Annotated in this window: 20 protein-coding genes; 7 read left to right on the forward strand and 13 right to left on the reverse strand. The window is 62.2% G+C overall.

The window, feature by feature from the left end:
* Positions 1 to 30 precede the first annotated feature (30 nt).
* Together R1T45_RS04405 and R1T45_RS04410 are read left to right on the forward strand one after the other, a co-directional pair.
* A complete protein-coding gene (locus tag R1T45_RS04405; RefSeq protein WP_317390224.1) occupies positions 31 to 1,713 on the forward strand; it encodes an acyl-CoA dehydrogenase family protein in 1,683 nt (560 codons plus the stop codon).
* Between the two features lie 66 nt (positions 1,714 to 1,779).
* Positions 1,780 to 2,172, forward strand: a complete 393-nt coding sequence (locus R1T45_RS04410) for an META domain-containing protein (protein ID WP_317390225.1) — start codon at positions 1,780 to 1,782, stop codon at positions 2,170 to 2,172.
* On the opposite strand, the gene recO is transcribed toward R1T45_RS04410, so the two are convergent.
* The 12 genes from recO to folK form a co-directional block, all read right to left on the reverse strand.
* Positions 2,156 to 2,878, reverse strand: a complete 723-nt coding sequence (gene recO / locus R1T45_RS04415) for a DNA repair protein RecO (RefSeq protein WP_120351963.1) — start codon at positions 2,876 to 2,878, stop codon at positions 2,156 to 2,158. The two genes, R1T45_RS04410 and recO, sit on opposite strands and share 17 nt — an antisense overlap.
* Positions 2,878 to 3,207 (reverse strand): DUF1491 family protein, encoded by a 330-nt coding sequence (locus R1T45_RS04420; RefSeq protein ID WP_120351964.1) that lies wholly within the window; start codon positions 3,205 to 3,207, stop codon positions 2,878 to 2,880. The genes recO and R1T45_RS04420 overlap by 1 nt, the downstream gene beginning before the upstream one ends.
* 15 nt (positions 3,208 to 3,222) lie before the next feature.
* Positions 3,223 to 4,131: a GTPase Era gene (gene era / locus R1T45_RS04425; protein WP_317390226.1), complete on the reverse strand. Its 909-nt coding sequence runs from the start codon at positions 4,129 to 4,131 to the stop codon at positions 3,223 to 3,225.
* The gene (gene rnc, locus R1T45_RS04430) at positions 4,128 to 4,814 is read right to left on the reverse strand and encodes a ribonuclease III (protein ID WP_120351966.1); all 687 of its coding nucleotides are present in this window, start codon (positions 4,812 to 4,814) and stop codon (positions 4,128 to 4,130) included. The genes era and rnc overlap by 4 nt, the downstream gene beginning before the upstream one ends.
* Complete coding sequence (gene lepB / locus R1T45_RS04435) at positions 4,811 to 5,647, reverse strand: signal peptidase I (protein ID WP_259946507.1); 837 nt, start codon at positions 5,645 to 5,647, stop codon at positions 4,811 to 4,813. Before lepB ends, rnc begins: the two co-directional genes overlap by 4 nt.
* Before the next feature lie 132 nt (positions 5,648 to 5,779).
* On the reverse strand, positions 5,780 to 6,184 hold the full coding sequence (acpS, locus tag R1T45_RS04440) for a holo-ACP synthase (protein ID WP_132443813.1): 405 nt from the start codon (positions 6,182 to 6,184) through the stop codon (positions 5,780 to 5,782).
* Positions 6,185 to 6,329: 145 nt separating this feature from the next.
* Complete coding sequence (locus R1T45_RS04445; protein ID WP_120351969.1) at positions 6,330 to 6,773, reverse strand: PA2169 family four-helix-bundle protein; 444 nt, start codon at positions 6,771 to 6,773, stop codon at positions 6,330 to 6,332.
* A gap of 113 nt (positions 6,774 to 6,886) precedes the next feature.
* Complete coding sequence (locus R1T45_RS04450) at positions 6,887 to 7,639, reverse strand: pyridoxine 5'-phosphate synthase (RefSeq protein ID WP_132443814.1); 753 nt, start codon at positions 7,637 to 7,639, stop codon at positions 6,887 to 6,889.
* Between the two features lie 99 nt (positions 7,640 to 7,738).
* Positions 7,739 to 8,395 carry a DUF2062 domain-containing protein gene (locus tag R1T45_RS04455; RefSeq protein ID WP_317390227.1) on the reverse strand — a complete coding sequence of 219 codons (657 nt, stop codon included), beginning with the start codon at positions 8,393 to 8,395 and terminating at the stop codon, positions 7,739 to 7,741.
* A gap of 37 nt (positions 8,396 to 8,432) precedes the next feature.
* Entirely contained in the window at positions 8,433 to 10,583 is a 2,151-nt protein-coding gene (locus R1T45_RS04460; protein ID WP_067627699.1) for a RelA/SpoT family protein, read from the reverse strand.
* A 36-nt stretch (positions 10,584 to 10,619) separates the two neighbouring features.
* On the reverse strand, positions 10,620 to 10,973 hold the full coding sequence (rpoZ, locus tag R1T45_RS04465; RefSeq protein WP_120351971.1) for a DNA-directed RNA polymerase subunit omega: 354 nt from the start codon (positions 10,971 to 10,973) through the stop codon (positions 10,620 to 10,622).
* Positions 10,974 to 11,046: 73 nt separating this feature from the next.
* Positions 11,047 to 11,655: a 2-amino-4-hydroxy-6-hydroxymethyldihydropteridine diphosphokinase gene (gene folK / locus R1T45_RS04470; protein ID WP_317390228.1), complete on the reverse strand. Its 609-nt coding sequence runs from the start codon at positions 11,653 to 11,655 to the stop codon at positions 11,047 to 11,049.
* A gap of 123 nt (positions 11,656 to 11,778) precedes the next feature.
* Between folK and R1T45_RS04475 the strand changes: the two genes are divergently transcribed.
* The 5 genes from R1T45_RS04475 (at position 11,779) to R1T45_RS04495 (ending at position 15,475) form a co-directional block, all read left to right on the forward strand.
* Positions 11,779 to 12,333: an NYN domain-containing protein gene (locus R1T45_RS04475; protein WP_067627693.1), complete on the forward strand. Its 555-nt coding sequence runs from the start codon at positions 11,779 to 11,781 to the stop codon at positions 12,331 to 12,333.
* 253 nt (positions 12,334 to 12,586) lie between these two features.
* Complete coding sequence (locus tag R1T45_RS04480) at positions 12,587 to 13,324, forward strand: helix-turn-helix transcriptional regulator (protein ID WP_120351972.1); 738 nt, start codon at positions 12,587 to 12,589, stop codon at positions 13,322 to 13,324.
* A gap of 60 nt (positions 13,325 to 13,384) precedes the next feature.
* On the forward strand, positions 13,385 to 14,335 hold the full coding sequence (gene ispH, locus R1T45_RS04485) for a 4-hydroxy-3-methylbut-2-enyl diphosphate reductase (RefSeq protein ID WP_317390229.1): 951 nt from the start codon (positions 13,385 to 13,387) through the stop codon (positions 14,333 to 14,335).
* Between the two features lie 55 nt (positions 14,336 to 14,390).
* On the forward strand, positions 14,391 to 14,855 hold the full coding sequence (rnhA, locus tag R1T45_RS04490; RefSeq protein ID WP_067627684.1) for a ribonuclease HI: 465 nt from the start codon (positions 14,391 to 14,393) through the stop codon (positions 14,853 to 14,855).
* Positions 14,852 to 15,475, forward strand: coding sequence for a trimeric intracellular cation channel family protein (locus R1T45_RS04495; RefSeq protein WP_132443817.1), 624 nt, complete (start codon positions 14,852 to 14,854; stop codon positions 15,473 to 15,475). Before rnhA ends, R1T45_RS04495 begins: the two co-directional genes overlap by 4 nt.
* 4 nt (positions 15,476 to 15,479) lie before the next feature.
* Here the strand turns inward: R1T45_RS04495 and fmt are convergent, their stop codons facing one another.
* Positions 15,480 to 16,394 (reverse strand): methionyl-tRNA formyltransferase, encoded by a 915-nt coding sequence (gene fmt / locus R1T45_RS04500; protein ID WP_317390230.1) that lies wholly within the window; start codon positions 16,392 to 16,394, stop codon positions 15,480 to 15,482.
* Positions 16,395 to 16,426 lie beyond the last annotated feature (32 nt).

Genomic DNA, 16,426 nt, shown 5'->3' on the forward strand with positions numbered 1-16,426 from the left:
ATGTCTTCCCCAAGCAAGAAAGGACAGCTCATGGCACATGATGGTCAGGATATGACGATGCATAGCGTAATTCTCGACGATCTGATCGGGCTCACCGGCGCGACGCTGCCGCCGTTGGATCGGCTGCTGGAAACCGCCACCGCCGCCGTCCGCGCGCAGGTGAGCGAGGGGGGGCGCGTCTCGGCCAAGCTGATCGAGGCCAACCAGACCGCCGCTCACGGGCTCGCATGGCTCGCCACCTATGTCCAAGCGCTGCGACAGATGCAGCTTTGGGCCGAACGGCTGCAGGATGACGGGCGCTTTGGCGAGGTTGAGCAACTGCTGCACCAGATCGGCTTTGGCGAATACCTTTGCCAGATGCGCGGCGGCATCCAGATGAACCAAGGCGAGATACTGCGCCTGCAAGATTTGGGGCTGAGCGCTGAGGATGAGGCCACGCTCGACGCGCCGTCGATCACCACCCTGACCCGCGGCGGCAACACCCAAGCCGCGCGCAGCCGTCTGGTGGAGCTGATGCAGGAGCGCAGCGCCGATGTGACCTTTGGCGTCAGCGGGCTTGATGAAGAGCTTGAAATGATCCGCGACCAGTTCCGCCGCTACGCGGTCGAAAAGGTCGAGCCCTTCGCCCATGACTGGCATCTGAAAGACGAATTGATCCCCATTGAGGTGATCGAAGAACTGGCCGAAATGGGTGTTTTCGGCCTGACCATTCCCGAAGAATACGGCGGTCTGGGCCTGACCAAAGCGTCGATGTGTGTGGTCAGCGAAGAACTGTCGCGCGGCTACATCGGTGTTGGCTCGCTCGGCACCCGCTCGGAAATCGCGGCGGAACTGATCCTCTGCGGCGGCACCGACGCGCAGAAAGAAAAATGGCTGCCCCGCATCGCCAGCGCCGAGACTTTGCCCACGGCCGTTTTCACCGAGCCCAACACCGGATCGGACCTCGGCAGCCTGCGCACCCGCGCGGTCAAGGACGGGGACGACTACAAGGTCACCGGCAACAAGACATGGATCACCCATGCCGCGCGCACCCATGTGATGACACTGTTGGCGCGGACCGATTCTGAAACCACAGACCACCGCGGCCTGTCGATGTTCTTGGCCGAAAAGACCCCCGGCGACGATGCCAACCCCTTCCCCACCCCCGGCATGACCGGCGGAGAGATTGAGGTGCTCGGCTACCGCGGCATGAAAGAATACGAACTTGGCTTCGACGGTTTCGAAGTGAAGGGCGAGAACCTGCTCGGCGGCGAAGAGGGCCGCGGCTTCAAACAACTGATGGAGACGTTTGAATCCGCCCGCATCCAGACCGCCGCCCGCGCCATCGGCGTGGCGCAATCCGCGCTCGATATCTCGATGCAATACGCCCAAGACCGCAAGCAATTCGGCAAGACGCTGATCAACTTCCCCCGCGTGTCGGGCAAGCTGGCGATGATGGCGGTGGAACTGATGATCGCCCGGCAGTTGACCTATTACAGCGCGTTTGAGAAGGACGCGGGCCGTCGCTGCGATGTTGAAGCAGGCATGGCCAAACTGCTCGGCGCGCGGGTCGCTTGGGCCGCCGCCGACAACGGGTTGCAAATCCATGGCGGCAACGGGTTCGCGCTGGAGTACAAGATCAGCCGGGTGCTATGCGATGCGCGTATCCTGAACATCTTTGAGGGTGCGGCGGAAATTCAGGCGCAGGTTATCGCGCGGCGGCTTCTGGGCTAACGCGCCGGGCTGCAAGCGCCGCCGATGTCGAGGACATAGGCGGCGTTTCCACCCAAAGGATAGCCCATGCGCAGCTTTTTGATCCTCGCCGCCCTCAGTGCCCTGCCGCAATGCCAAGGGGATGAAACCGTCCGTGCCTACGGGGCGGGCGACAAGACATGGACCTTGGTGGAGTTGGACGGCACCCCCTTCGACGCCCGCGCCACGCTGACCTTCCCAGAGACCGGCAAGATCGCAGGAGAGGCCCCCTGCAACGCCTATAGCGCCGCGATGACGGCGCCCTACCCGTGGTTCGACGCGGGCCATATCGCGGCCACCCGCCGCGCCTGCCCGGATATCGCAGCCGAGACGGCGTTTCTGAATGCATTGGGGGATGTGACGATTTCAGACGTGTTGGGCGACACGCTAATCCTGTCGGATGACAGCGGCGAACGACTGATCTTCAAAGCCGCCGACTGAAGGCATCGACAAAACGCGCACGGGCTTCGGGCAGAGGCTTGCCGCCCAGATCACGCGCCAGATGCGCGGCAAGGAAATGGCCCGTTGTAACAAGCCCCTGCGCAATCTCCGCATCGCTCCCGGTGCCGCCCCGCAGGACAGCCGGCAGCGGCAGCAAACGATCCGCCCACTCCCCCGCGCCCTTGGCCGAGACCGCACGGCCCGACTTGGGCGAGACATAGGCCAGCCCCTCTGTCACCCCGGTCACCGCGCAGGCCTCAAGATCAAGCGCATAGCCCATCTCTTCCAACAGACGCAGTTCCCACTTCAGATAGGCCAGCGGCCAGACCTCCCCCTGCCCCAGAAGATCAAGCAGCGCTTCGGTGCGGCGGTAGAGCGCCGGATGCGGCTCGCGTTCGGGCAGACAAAAGGACAAAAGCGCGGTCACCGCGTTCAACCCCGCCAGCGCCAGACGGTCCTGCATGGCCACCGCGGCACGGCTGCGCAAAGGCTCGACCGTGAAGGCACCGATATGGTCCTCCAACCGCGCGCGCCATGCCAGATCAAGCTGCGCGCCCGGCTGCAGGCTGGGGGCGATCTTGCGGCTGGTGCCGCCGCGCACGATCCCGGCATGGCGGCCCTGTTCGGGGGTAAAAACCTCAATGATCGCCGAAGTCTCGCCATGTCGCCGCGCGCTCAGCAGGATGCCCTGATCGCGCCATTCCATCAGGTGAGCCCCGGTTCGTCCAACAGGTGGCGGCCCTGCCGGTCTTCGACTTCGATCACCCAGAGGTCCGGGTCAAAGCTGCGCTGGCGGCTGACGGTGGCGTCAACCTCAGCCTCGTCGCCCGAAGCCAGCTCAATCCACTTCCGGTCGCCGGTCATCAAATCAAAAGAGCGTTGAAACAGCACTGCTTTGCCGTCCAGCGTCGCCAGTTTCACCAGCACAGCGCCGCCCGTGTCATCGCCATGAGCCACAACAAAGGCCGGGATATCCTGCAAACGCAGCCGGGTGAGATAGGCGTCGACCCAGAAACGCGCGGTCAGACGCGGCATGGCTGGCCTTTACGCTCAGTCGTTGCCATCTTTGAAATCCAAGCCCATCTCGGAATAGCGCTCGGCCTCTTCCAGCCAATTGGCACGGACCTTGACCTGCAAGAACAGATGCACCTTGCGGCCCAAGAACTCTTCAAGCTCTTCGCGGGCGGCCTTGCCCACGGCCTTGATCGTCTCGCCCTTATTGCCCAGCACGATGCCCTTGTGACCGTCGCGCACGACATAGACCAACTGATCGATCCGGGCCGAGCCGTCCTTGCGCTCTTCCCAATTCTCGGTCTCGACCGTGAGCTGATAGGGCAGTTCCTGATGCAGCCGCAGGGTCAGTTTTTCGCGGGTGATCTCGGCCGCGATGTTGCGCATCGGCAGGTCGGCGATCTGGTCTTCGGGATAGAGCCACGGGCCTTCCGGCACCTCGCTCGCCAACCATTCGCGCAGCGTGTCGATACCGTGGCCACGCTCGGCGGAGATCATGAAAGTCTCGGTGAAATCGAAAGCTGCGTTCATCTTTTCGGTCAGACCCAGCAACACAGGTGCCTCAACGCGGTCGATCTTGTTGATCGCCAGTGCCACTCGGCGGCCCTTGGCGATGTTGCCAAGCTCCTCAAGGATACGCTCCACACCTTCGGTCATGCCACGGTGCGCTTCGATCAAAAGCACGATCACATCCGCATCGGCAGCCCCGCCCCAAGCGGCAGCCACCATGGCACGGTCAAGCCGGCGGCGCGGCTGGAACAGGCCGGGGGTGTCGACGAAAACCAGCTGCGCGTCGCCCTCCATCGCCACGCCGCGGATGCGGGCGCGGGTGGTCTGGACCTTATGGGTCACGATCGAGACTTTGGCCCCCACCATGCGGTTCAGCAGCGTGGATTTGCCCGCGTTGGGCTCTCCGATCAGGGCGACGAATCCGGCACGGGTGGTCATGAGTTCTTCTCCAATTGCCGCAACAGCGTGGTGGCGGCGGCCTGTTCGGCGGCGCGTTTTGAGGGCGCGGTGGCGGCGGCTTCGGCGCCGTTGTCCAACCGCGCGGTAATGGTAAAGACCGGCGCATGGTCGGGGCCGCTGCGGTCAGTCTGTACATAGCGCGGCGGGGTCAGCCCGCGCGCCTGTGCCCATTCCTGCAACGCGGTTTTGGCGTCGCGGGCGTCTTCTTTAACCGTTTTGAGCCGGTCGCCCCAGAGGCGCAGCACCAGCGCCTTGGCCGCGTCAAATCCGCCATCCAGATAGACGGCAGCGATGACCGCTTCGATCGCATCGCCCAAAAGCGCCTGTTTGCGCCGCCCGCCCGAAATCATCTCAGACCGGCCCAGTTTCAGCACCTTTCCCAGATCGATCTCGCGCGCCACATCGGCGCAGGTTTCCTTGCGCACCAATGCGTTGAACCGCGGGGCCAACTGCCCCTCGGTCGCACCGGGATCCAGCGCCAGCAGCGCCTCGGCCATGACGAGGCCCAGCACCCGGTCGCCCAGAAACTCCAACCGCTGGTTGTCATCACGGTTGGCCGAGGACATGGAGGCATGGGTCACGGCGCGCACCAGCAGGTCCGGCGTGGCAAAGTGGTGGCCGATCCGCGCCTCAAAGGCTTTGAGGTCTCCGCTCAGCTTCATCTTACAGCTTCGAAGAAACGGTCGCTGCGCCATGTCCAGAAGAACAGCATCGAACGCCCGGCAGAACTGAACATGATGCGATCCGCGCGGCCAATCAGGTTCTCAAACGGCACGAAACCCACGCCACCGGCGCGCTGCGCCAACCGGCTATCGGCAGAATTGTCGCGGTTGTCGCCCATGAAGAAGTAATGCCCCTCAGGCACGGTATAGACGCCCGTGTTGTCCGACTGCTGGTTGGTGATGTTCAAGATCGGATGCGAGACGCCATTGGGCAGCGTTTCGATCTGGCGGCTTTTGACGCAGGTGCCGCCTTGCCCGACGGGGCCGTTTTCGCAACGCGGGCGCAGTTGTTGTGGGCCTTGCGGGGCCATGACCTCTTCAAAGGTGCCTGCATCTTCGACTTTGACCGGGGTGCCGTTCAGGCTGATAACGCCGTTTTGGATCTGCACCTTGTCCCCCGGCAGACCGATCAGACGTTTGATGTAGTCGCGGCCCGATACGGGGTGACGGAAGACCACCACATCGCCGCGCTCAGGCTCGGACCCGAAAAGCCGATCGTTGTCGCCGTCGAACACTCCGCAGACATCCTTGGCGTCGATCTCGATCCCGACACCAGGGAGCATCAGACTGGGGCAAGACGCATAGGAATAGCCGTAAGCCATCTTATTCACGAAAAGGAAATCGCCGATCAGCAGCGTCTCTTTCATGGAGCCGGAGGGGATCCAGAAGGGCTGGAAGAACAGGGTCCGAAAGACACCCGCGATCAGCAGCGCCCAGAAGATTGTCTTGATGGTTTCGACAAAGGCGTTGCCGGTTTTTTCCTTAGCGGCCATGCGGCGCTCCTGACATATCGGTTTGGGGTTACATGCGGGGCCGTGCGGGCCAAGTCAAGTGACGCGGGGCCGGATCGGCCTGCCCCGCGTGCATATGACGCGAAACGGCGGGGCGCGCCAGCCTGAGGGGTCTCAATCGGCAAGGGGGCGCGCTTCGATCACGACAAAGGCCTGCGCCCAGGGGTGGTCATCGGTCAGGGTGACATGGATGATCGCCTCATGCCCCGGCGGGGTCATCGCGGCCAGACGGTCGGCGGCCCAACCGGTCACTTCCATCACGGGTTGGCCGGTGCGCAGATTGCTGACCGCCATGTCGCGCCATGCAATGCCCATGCGCAGCCCGGTGCCAAGCGCCTTTGAACATGCCTCTTTCGCGGCCCAGCGTTTGGCGTAAGTTCCCGCGACATCGCGGCGACGCTCTGCCTTGCGCTGTTCCACGTCCGTAAAAACGCGATTGCGGAAACGGTCGCCAAAGCGGTCGAGCGTGCCTTGGATACGCTCGATATTTGCCAAATCAGTGCCGATGCCGAGGATCATTGAGTGCCATTCTTGTCGCGTGACGGGGCCGATGCGCCCTTTACCGACAATAGATCATGCGCCGTTGCCGAGGAAAAGCAGCAATACGACGCGAAAACGCCGCCCCGCGGAACGGAACGGCGTTAAACTCGGGATGTCGCGCAGCTTAGGCCGTGGCGTGGCGCGCTTTTTCGGCTTTCGCCTCATCAATGGCGCGCTGCACAGAGGCGCGCTGCTCGGTCAGGAACTCATAACCGGGGCGGCCAGCGGTGGCTTTGATCGCATCGTCGTAGTTTTCGACCAATGCGGATTCGCCGTTGACGATCTCGTCATAGACGGCTTCGTCATCGCCGGTCACCGCGTCGCGCAGTTTCAGCCAACCACGGTGGGCCGATGCAGCGGCGGAGCCTTCTTCGGAGACATCCACGCCGTCGACGCCCAACTGGCGGTGCAATTCGGTGTGGAACTTCTCGCGCTCAGCGATGCGCTGGTCGAAGAAGCCGACGAAGGCGGCCTCATCCGAGACCTGCTTGCGGGATTCACGATAGCCGTCGCGGCTGTCGATCAGGCGGGTGTGGAGTTTCTTCAGTGTGTCGATATGGTCGCTCATCGGTGCCTCCTTAGGTTTGTTAACCAGTCTGGCGGCCCAACGCGGTCAAAGCCGTTTTGGGTCCAGAAGAAGGCATCCATTGAGTGGATTTTCGCCACCGAAGACCGGCGGGCTCAGCCCTCGCGGGCCTCATCCATCAGGCGGCGCATCTCTGTTATGGCGGGTTCCAGCCCGAGGAATATTGCCTCTCCGATCAGGAAGTGCCCGATGTTGAGTTCGCGCACCTCTGGAAAGGCCGCGATGGGGGTCACCGTGTCATAGGTCAGCCCGTGTCCGGCATGAACCTCAAGCCCGAGGGAAGCTGCGAAACTAGACATCTCGCGCAGCTTTTTAAGCTCAACGTCCGCCTCATCCCAGCGGCCTTCGGCAAAGGCATCGCAATAGGCGCCGGTGTGCAGTTCGATCACCTCTGCCCCAATGCGATTGGCGGCTTCGATCTGCGCAGGCTCGGCGGCGATGAAGATCGACACCCGGCTGCCCGCCTCACGCAGGGGCGCGATGAAATGGGCCAGCTTATTCTCCTCGCGGGCGACTTCCAGCCCGCCTTCGGTGGTGCGCTCTTCGCGCTTTTCGGGCACGATGCAGACGGCATGGGGCCTGTGGCGCAGGGCAATCTTTTGCATCTCGTCGGTGGCGGCCATCTCAAAGTTCAGCGGGACGGAAAGCACCTCCATCAACCCTTCGATATCGGCATCAGAGATATGCCGCCGGTCTTCGCGCAGATGCGCGGTGATGCCATCGGCGCCAGCCTTTTCCGCGATCTTGGCCGCGCGCAGCGGGTCAGGATAGGCGCCGCCCCGCGCGTTGCGCACGGTCGCCACATGGTCAATGTTCACGCCCAATCTCAGCTTTGGTTGATCCGCCATCTCGATTCCCCTTGCATCACTTGCCCGACCATAGGTCGGAAATTTCGCCAACCCCATAGGGGGAAGCGGTTTTTCCGGAAAATTGATGCCCTGAAAGCCTCAGTCCGCGGGGCGCTTGGCCTCGGCCTTTTGCGCCGCCTTATGCTTGAGCGCCTCGAACTTGGCCTTGATCATCCCGCGCCGCCGCTTTTGGTAAGCCCGCAGCACCGGTACCGAGATATAATAGGCGATAGAGGCGCAGATCATTCCCGGCAGGATGCCCCCGATCAGATAGGGGTAGAAGACCTGATGGAAAAAGGCGGTCAGCCCCGTCCAATCCATCTGGCTATCGGTAAAAATCGCGACAAAGTTCTCTTGCAGATCGCGGCCCGCATCCAGAAACTTCCCCCCGAAGGAGCGATGCTCTTTCGGGGCCACGGGCGCGCCAAGGATCCAATGCCCGGTCTGCAGGGCCGCGATGCCGATGGGCACATAGGTCAGCGGGTTGCCAAAGAAGGTCGCCATAAGGGCGGCGAGGATATTGGCCCGCATCACCCGCCCGATTAGTGCCGCCACAATGAAGTGCAGACCATAGAAGGGCGTGAAGGTGGTAAAGACCCCGGCCCAGATGCCGCGCGCAATGCGCTCGGGGCTGTCGGGCAGCCGCCGCATCCGGTGTTTGACGTAGTGAAACGCACGTGTCCAACCACCCCGCGGCCACAGAAACTCGGCCAGCGCGCGCAGGGTCGGTTTCGGATCGCGGCGTTTGAAAATCAAGTCTCAGGTCCAGTATCGGCGTTTCGTCTGCGCGGGGTCAGTCGGTCTTTTCGACAGTCTTTCCCATGCTCATATTGCGGTGCCTGCTGACATCGGCGACTTCACTTTCGGCTTCGATCGTGGACATCAACGAATGCAGGTGACTTACGTCTCTGAGATCCACATAGACCACCAACCGGTAAAAGTCAGGCTTGCGCTCCACAAACTCCAAATCAGAGATATTGGCCGAGGCTTCGCCGATCAAGGTGCAGACCCGCCCCAGTACGCCCGCGCCGTTGCCGATGGTGATGTCCAACGCGCAGGTATAGACCGCCGGGTGGCTGCCATCGTGCCAACGCAGATCCAGCCAACGCTCGGGCTGGTCTTCGTATTCCGACAGGCGGTCGCAGTCGATTGAGTGGACGGTCACGCCCTTGCCACGGAAGGTGATGCCGACGATCCGCTCACCGGGCAGCGGCGTGCAGCAGGGCGCGCGGTCAAAGCTCTGGCCCGGCTCCAGCCCCACGACGGCGCGGCGCACGTCGATCTGCTCGCCCTTTTGCGGGGCAAGGTCAGGATAGACGCATTCCACCACTTCGCGGCCTGTGAGTTCGGAACTGCCAAGCCGGGCGAGCACCTCATCGGGGCCGTTGAGCCGCATGTTCTTGGCGACGGTATGCAGCACCTTATCGGTGGCCTTCTTGCCGACCTGCGCGAAGGCCGAGCGCGCCAATTCGCGGCCCAGTTTGATAAAGCGCTCGCGGTCGACCTCGCGCAGGGACCGCCGGATTGCCGACTTGGCCTTGCCGGTGGTGGCGATATCAAGCCATGTGACCTGCGGTGTTTGCCCCTGCGCGGTGGTGATCTCAATCGACTGGCCGTTTTTGATCCGCGTCCAGAGCGGCACACGCATCCCGTCGACTTTGGCCCCAACGCAAGCGTTGCCGATCCGGGTGTGGATCGCATAGGCGAAATCAATCGGCGTCGCCCCGCGCGGCAGTTTCACCACATCGCCTTTAGGCGTGAAGCAGAAGACCTGATCCGCATACATCTCAAGCTTCACCGCTTCGAGGAAATCCTCGTGGTCGGTCTCGGCGTCGAACTGCTCGGTCAGCTGGCTGATCCATTTGGCGGGATCGACGGCAAAGGGGTTTCGGCTGCGCACACCGTCGCGGTAGGACCAATGCGCGGCGACGCCGGTCTCGGCCACGTCATGCATCTGCCGGGTGCGGATCTGCACTTCCACCCGCTTGCCATCGCGGCCCGAGACGGTGGTATGGATCGAGCGATAACCGTTGGTCTTGGGCTGGCTGATGTAATCCTTGAACCGCCCCGGCACCGCGCGCCAGCGGCGATGGATCGCGCCGAGTGTGCGGTAGCAATCCTCGTCAGAGGCGGTGATAACGCGAAAGCCGTAAATGTCGGACAGACGGGAGAAGCTCTGTTCCTTCTCCTCCATCTTGCGCCAGATCGAATAGGGTTTCTTGGCCCGGCCAAAAACCTCGGCGTCGATATCCGCTTTTTCCAACTCCACCCGCATGTCGCCGGTGATCCGCTGGATCACGTCGCCGGTGTCGCGTTGCAGGGTGATAAAGCGGCGAATGATCGAGGCGCGCGCCTCGGGGTTGAGCACGCGAAACGCAAGGTCTTCCAACTCTTCGCGCATCCACTGCATGCCCATGCGCCCCGCCAGTGGCGCGTAGATATCCATCGTCTCCCGCGCCTTTTTGACCTGCTTGTCCGGGCGCATGGATTTGATCGTGCGCATATTGTGCAGACGGTCGGCGAGCTTGACGAGGATGACGCGCAAGTCCTTGGACATCGCCATAAAGAGCTTGCGGAAATTCTCGGCCTGTTTGGTCTCGGTCGAGTTGAGCTGAAGATTGGTCAGCTTGGTGACACCATCGACCAACTCCGCCACTTCGCCGCCAAAGAGACTCTGCACCTCGGCATAAGACGCTTTGGTGTCTTCGATCGTATCGTGCAAAAGGGCGGTGATGATCGTCGCATCGTCAAGCTGCTGTTCCGTGAGGATCGCAGCGACAGCGACGGGGTGGGTGAAATAGGGCTCACCGGAATGGCGAAACTGCCCCTCATGCATCCGCGCCCCGTAGTCGAAAGCGGCGCGGATCAGGGGTTCGTTGGTACGCGGATTGTAGCCTTGAACAAGAGCGATCAGGTCATCGGCAGTAATGTCGGCGCTGTTCATGCCATCTGCCTCATTGCCCCGGCCGGGGCGCGGGGGTTAGCCCTGCCCCTGTGCGGCCATCAACTGGCGCAGCAACATTTCTTCGGACATGCTGTCTTCTTCGGGCTTGTCCTCTTCGCCACCCATCAAAAGCGCCATGGCGTCTTCTTCGGGTTCGTCGACTTCGATCTGGTTCTGATTGCTTTCGATCAGACGCTCGCGCAGATCATCAGCCGACTGCGTTTCGTCCGCAATCTCACGCAGGGACACGACCGGGTTCTTGTCGTTGTCGCGGTCGACGGTCAGCGGCGATCCGGCAGCAATCTCACGGGCGCGGTGCGCGGCCAGCATGACGAGCTCGAAACGGTTCGGAACCTTATCCACACAATCTTCGACGGTGACGCGGGCCATGAAGCCTCCAATATCTCATTTGCTGCCAGAAGTGCGGTATTTAGGCCGCTTCGGGCAGATTTACAAGCCGTTATTACAGGCGCCGCACCTCGGCACGATCCCGCTCAGGCAGAGCCTCAAGCAAGGTGCGCACCGGTTTTCCCAGCAGCGGGTGCACCCAATCGGGAGCCACGTCGGCCAGCGGCACCAGCACAAAAGCGCGGTCTTGCAGGCGCGGATGCGGCAGGATCAACTGCTCTGGCGTGCGGCCAATCTGCGCCTCAAGCGGCAAATCACGCCACATCTTGTGGGTGTTACGGTCTGGCAACACGATATCATCACAGGCCAGCAAATCCAAATCCAAAGTGCGCTGGCCCCAACGCTGCACCCGCTCCCGACCCAACTGCGCCTCGATCTGATGCAGGACGCCAAGCGCTTTGGCCGGATCCCAAGGGGCCTCCAGACGTGCTGCGGCATTCACATAATCGGGCCCCGCTCCTGCGGGAAAAGCCGGTGTATGATAGAATGCACTGGTCGCGCGAATCACCGCGCCGGAGGTTTGCAACAGCTTCAAAGCCGACTTCAGGGTTTCCTGCGGCGCACCGACAGAAGAGCCGAGGTTCCCACCAAGCGCAATCAGGAGACTATACTTTCGTATAGGCTCTCTACTGCTTAATTCCATACCCACGGGGTCTTGCGACATCGTTAAAAAGCCTTAGTTATGCACCCTGATGTGGGGGCATCGCCAGCCGTCACAGATTTATTAATCTGCGACGATTACAACTCAAACCGGGAATACGGCGAAGCCTGCCGAAAGGATAGATTAATGTTCTACAAAGATGAGCGTTTGGCGCTTTTCATAGACGGCTCCAACCTCTACGCCGCAGCAAAGACGCTTGGCTTCGACATCGACTATAAGTTGCTGCGGCAAGAGTTCATGCGCCGCGGCAAGCTGCTGCGCGCCTTCTACTATACCGCATTGCTGGAAAACGATGAGTATTCGCCGATCCGCCCGCTTGTTGACTGGCTGAACTACAACGGCTTTTCCATGGTCACCAAACCGGCCAAGGAATACACCGACAGCATGGGCCGCCGCAAAGTCAAAGGCGACATGGACATCGAACTGGCCGTTGATGCAATGGAACTGGCACCGCGTGTCGACCATATCGTGATCTTTTCCGGCGACGGCGACTTCCGTCCGCTGGTCGAAAGCCTGCAACGCCAAGGCGTGCGCGTTTCTGTCGTGTCGACGATTCGCAGCCAGCCGCCGATGATCTCTGACGATTTGCGTCGCCAAGCCGACAACTTTATCGAGCTTGACGATCTGCGTGATGTCATTGGCCGTCCGCCGCGCGATCCGATCTCGACCTCGCAAGACTAAGCGCAAACCGCCTTATTTTCGCCCAAAACCATGTTGCTAGCCGCAGCAGTGGCCTTCTTGTGCCTGCCTCAAAGGGGGCAGGCAGACGAATAACAGACCAGTGACAATGGCGTCACTGGCCTGTGAAATTTCTAAAATACCCCAGGGAAGATACAATACAGCACATGAACCCATGCGTTCCCCTTGATCCCACAGTACCCGTTCCCGTAGAAGTAGACGACCCCCCGAAAAAGGGGGGTTAAAGTGAGGGACGATGCTTTTCGATGATGCGGTGCGGCTGGAGAAGCTACAGGATGTAGGCAAGCTCTGGGACGGCATTGTAGAGGCGCTGCGACAGATTGGTTTCACCCACGCCATTCACATCAGCGTCGGGGCAGATTTCAAAGATGCCCAGTTTTTATCCACCATCCCCGACCTTTACGATGATCTCCCCCCCGAGGATGACCCCTTTCTCCACCATTCGTGCACCAGCTATGAAGTCCTGACAATCGGTCAGGCCTTCGTGCACCTTTACCCCGATGTTACCCCCTCTGAGCATTCGCTGATCGCACGCGCAGGACGGGAAGGTTTGCACGCCGCCTTTGCGGTGCCCATGCGGCTGAAAGGATCAGAACGTTTCGGTGGCTTCATCATCGGCAATTGGATGGAGGCCGATGAGTTTGAACGGAGCTTTAGCGACGTGGCCGAGGATCTTCGCCTCTTTTGCCTGCTGATGCACCGCCGCATCGAAGACCTGACCGGCACCGCCCCGTTACCCCTGCCCGAGACCCCATCGGCCTTTGGCAAACTCAGCCCGCGCGAAGCCGAAGTGGTGAACCTGCTGGCCCATGGCTACACCCGCCAGCAAACCGCGCATCGCTGCAACCTCTCGATCCACACCGTCTCGGACTATGCGAAATCGGGCTACCGCAAATTGGGCATCCGCAACCGAGCGCAGGCCGCCGCCCTCGTTCACGGCACCGCGGGCGAGGCTGCGCCCAAGAAAGGCTGACGGGCTGGACGAAGAGCGCCCAAGCCCTTACCTCTGCGCCAAGCCGTTCGGAGACTTCGCATGACCAACACGCCCCTGACCCTCTACCTCGCCGCGCCGCGCGGATTCTGCGCGGGCGTGGACCGGGCGATCAAGATCGTCGAAATGGCGCTCGAGAAATGGGGCGCCCCAGTCTATGTGCGCCATGAGATCGTACACAACAAATTCGTCGTCGACGGGCTGCGCGACAAGGGCGCGGTCTTTGTCGAGGAACTCTCCGAATGCCCCGACGACCGTCCAGTGATCTTTTCCGCCCATGGCGTGCCGAAATCCGTGCCCTCGGCGGCGCAGGCGCGCAATATGATCTATGTCGATGCCACCTGCCCACTGGTCTCCAAGGTCCATATCGAGGCGCAGCGCCATGCCGATGCAGGGCTGCAGATCATCATGATCGGCCACGCGGGCCACCCTGAGACGGTCGGCACCATGGGCCAACTGCCCGATGGCGATGTGCTGCTGGTCGAAACGCCCGACGATGTGGCCGGTGTCGCCGTGCGTGATGAGGCGCAGCTGGCCTATGTCACCCAGACCACGCTCAGCGTTGACGACACCGCCGATATCGTCGCAGCCCTTCAGGCGCGGTTCCCAGCCATCATCGGCCCGCATAAAGAAGACATCTGCTACGCCACCACCAACCGTCAAGAAGCCGTCAAAGCCATGGCGCCCAAATGCGACGCGATGCTGGTGGTGGGCGCGCCGAATTCATCGAACTCCAAACGGCTAGTCGAAGTCGGTGCCCGTGCGGGCTGCGCCTATGCGCAACTGGTGCAACGTGCGGACGACATCGATTGGCGAGCGTTGGATGGGATCGGCAGCATCGGCATCACCGCAGGCGCATCGGCCCCCGAAGTGCTGATCAACGAAGTGATCGACGCCTTCAAAGCGCGCTATGACGTGACCACCGAACTGGTCGAAACCGCGCAGGAAAACGTCGAGTTCAAGGTGCCCCGCGTCTTGCGCCAACCCGCCTGATTGACCGCCGCGCGCCAGCCGCCTAAACCGCGTTGAAACCGCGACGGGAGCCGACATGCCAGACCTTTACGCCTACACAGACGGAGCCTGCTCAGGCAATCCCGGCCCCGGTGGCTGGGGCGTGTTGATGCGCGCCATGGACGGCGACAAGATCGTCAAGGAACGCGAGTTGAAGGGCGGCGAGGCGCAAACCACCAACAACCGCATGGAACTGATGGCCGCGATCTCGGCGCTGGAATCGCTCAGCCGTACAACAGAAATCACCATCGTTACTGACAGCAACTACGTCAAAAACGGCATTACAGGCTGGATCTTCGGCTGGAAGAAAAACGGCTGGAAAAATGCCGCCAAGAAGCCCGTCAAAAACGCCGAGCTTTGGCAGCGGCTGGATGCGGCGAACGCGCGGCATAATGTGACGTGGAAATGGGTCAAGGGCCACGCCGGCCACCCCGAAAACGAACGCGCCGATGAACTGGCCCGCGCGGGCATGGCCCCCTTCAAACCGGGCGGCAAGAAGTGAGCCTGCTGGCCCTGCTCGACTATGCCGCCGTGCTGGTCTTTGCCATCACCGGCGCGCTGGTCGCAAGCCGGGCGCAGCTTGATATCGTGGGCTTTGCCTTTATCGCCTGCCTGACCGCCGTGGGCGGCGGCACGATCCGCGACCTCCTGCTCGACCGCAACCCGATCTTTTGGATAGAAACGCCCAGTATGCTCGGCGTGGCCATCGTGGCGGCGCTGGTGGTGTTTTTCACCGCGCATCTTCTGGAAAGCCGCTTTCGCACGTTGATCTGGCTCGACAGTCTGGCACTGGCCGTCGCCGTCGCGGCGGGGGTCGGTGTGGCGATGTCCCAAGAGCAATCCGCGCCGATCATCATCGTCATGGGCATGATCACCGGCTGTATGGGCGGGCTGATGCGCGATGTGGTGGTGGGCCAATTGCCACTGGTGCTGACGCAAGGCGAACTCTACGCCACCGCGGCGCTCTCCGGTGCCGCTGTGGCCGTGCTGCTGGCGCCTTATTTCGACGGGACGCTCTACCCGCTATTGGCCTGCGCCGCCACCACTTGGGTGCTGCGCGCCGGATCGCTTTATTTCGGCTGGCACCTGCCGGTCTACAAAAGCACCCCGCCGAAAAGCTGAGCGCTTAAGCGGCGCTCAGGTTAGTGCCGACCGGGATCTGCGCGCCGCGCTGAAACACATCCGCTTCCTGCACGCCCTTGCCCGCGCGCTGCAACCGCGTGAGCCGCACCGCACCGTCGCCGCAAGCGATGCGCAGGTCATCTGACAGCACCTCGCCCGCCGCGCCGGTGCCTTCGTCCAGCACCGATCCCAGCACCTTCACCCGTTGGCCGTCGATTTCGAACCACGCGCCGGGAAAGGGCGACAGGCCCCGGATCAGCCGGTCTACCTCAACCGCCGGGCGGGCCCAGTCGATGCGCGCCTCGGCCTTGTCGATCTTGGCGGCATAGGTCACGCCCTCGTCGGGCTGAGGCTGGGGGGGCAGGTCCGACAACCGCGACAGCGCCTTGTTGATCGCCACCGCGCCCATGGCGCTCAGCCGGTCGTGCAATTCGGCCGTGGTCTCGGCCGCGCCGATCTCGGTCTCTTCGCAGAGCAGCACGGGCCCAGTGTCCAACCCCGCTTCCATCTGCATGATGCAAACGCCGGTCTTCTCATCCCCCGCCATGATCGCACGGTGAATGGGCGCCGCCCCGCGCCAGCGCGGCAGCAGGCTTGCGTGGATGTTCAGGCAGCCCCGTTTCGGCGCGTCCAGAATGACCTGCGGCAAGATCAGACCGTAGGCCACGACCACCGCCGCATCTGCGTCAAGCTCGGCGAATTCTTCCTGCGGTTCGGGGTGTTTAAGCGACACCGGATGCCGCACCAGCAGGCCAATCTCTTCGGCGCGTTGCTGCACCGGGCTGGGGCGGGGTTTCTTGCCCCGGCCCGCAGGGCGTGGTGGCTGGCAATAGACGGCGCAGATGTCATGCCCGGCCTGCACCAGTGCATCGAGTATCGGCACCGAAAAATCGGGCGTGCCCATGAATATCAGTCGCATCTGTTCACTCCTGACGGACAGCGCCTTTTGGG

The sequence above is a fragment of the Sulfitobacter sp. LC.270.F.C4 genome, from assembly GCF_032922545.1.
In the GTDB taxonomy this organism is placed as follows: domain Bacteria; phylum Pseudomonadota; class Alphaproteobacteria; order Rhodobacterales; family Rhodobacteraceae; genus Sulfitobacter; species Sulfitobacter profundi.

What these genes read in the sequence shown, in the direction of transcription:
- R1T45_RS04405 (WP_317390224.1), top strand. Translation starts at nt 31, where the DNA reads ATGGCACATGATGGTCAGGATATGACGATGCATAGCGTAATTCTCGAC.
- R1T45_RS04410 (WP_317390225.1), top strand. Translation starts at nt 1,780, where the DNA reads ATGCGCAGCTTTTTGATCCTCGCCGCCCTCAGTGCCCTGCCGCAATGC.
- recO (WP_120351963.1), bottom strand. Translation starts at nt 2,878, where the DNA reads ATGGAATGGCGCGATCAGGGCATCCTGCTGAGCGCGCGGCGACATGGC.
- R1T45_RS04420 (WP_120351964.1), bottom strand. Translation starts at nt 3,207, where the DNA reads ATGCCGCGTCTGACCGCGCGTTTCTGGGTCGACGCCTATCTCACCCGG.
- era (WP_317390226.1), bottom strand. Translation starts at nt 4,131, where the DNA reads ATGACCACCCGTGCCGGATTCGTCGCCCTGATCGGAGAGCCCAACGCG.
- rnc (WP_120351966.1), bottom strand. Translation starts at nt 4,814, where the DNA reads ATGAAGCTGAGCGGAGACCTCAAAGCCTTTGAGGCGCGGATCGGCCAC.
- lepB (WP_259946507.1), bottom strand. Translation starts at nt 5,647, where the DNA reads ATGGCCGCTAAGGAAAAAACCGGCAACGCCTTTGTCGAAACCATCAAG.
- acpS (WP_132443813.1), bottom strand. Translation starts at nt 6,184, where the DNA reads ATGATCCTCGGCATCGGCACTGATTTGGCAAATATCGAGCGTATCCAA.
- R1T45_RS04445 (WP_120351969.1), bottom strand. Translation starts at nt 6,773, where the DNA reads ATGAGCGACCATATCGACACACTGAAGAAACTCCACACCCGCCTGATC.
- R1T45_RS04450 (WP_132443814.1), bottom strand. Translation starts at nt 7,639, where the DNA reads ATGGCGGATCAACCAAAGCTGAGATTGGGCGTGAACATTGACCATGTG.
- R1T45_RS04460 (WP_067627699.1), bottom strand. Translation starts at nt 10,583, where the DNA reads ATGAACAGCGCCGACATTACTGCCGATGACCTGATCGCTCTTGTTCAA.
- rpoZ (WP_120351971.1), bottom strand. Translation starts at nt 10,973, where the DNA reads ATGGCCCGCGTCACCGTCGAAGATTGTGTGGATAAGGTTCCGAACCGT.
- folK (WP_317390228.1), bottom strand. Translation starts at nt 11,655, where the DNA reads ATGTCGCAAGACCCCGTGGGTATGGAATTAAGCAGTAGAGAGCCTATA.
- R1T45_RS04475 (WP_067627693.1), top strand. Translation starts at nt 11,779, where the DNA reads ATGTTCTACAAAGATGAGCGTTTGGCGCTTTTCATAGACGGCTCCAAC.
- R1T45_RS04480 (WP_120351972.1), top strand. Translation starts at nt 12,587, where the DNA reads ATGCTTTTCGATGATGCGGTGCGGCTGGAGAAGCTACAGGATGTAGGC.
- ispH (WP_317390229.1), top strand. Translation starts at nt 13,385, where the DNA reads ATGACCAACACGCCCCTGACCCTCTACCTCGCCGCGCCGCGCGGATTC.
- rnhA (WP_067627684.1), top strand. Translation starts at nt 14,391, where the DNA reads ATGCCAGACCTTTACGCCTACACAGACGGAGCCTGCTCAGGCAATCCC.
- fmt (WP_317390230.1), bottom strand. Translation starts at nt 16,394, where the DNA reads ATGCGACTGATATTCATGGGCACGCCCGATTTTTCGGTGCCGATACTC.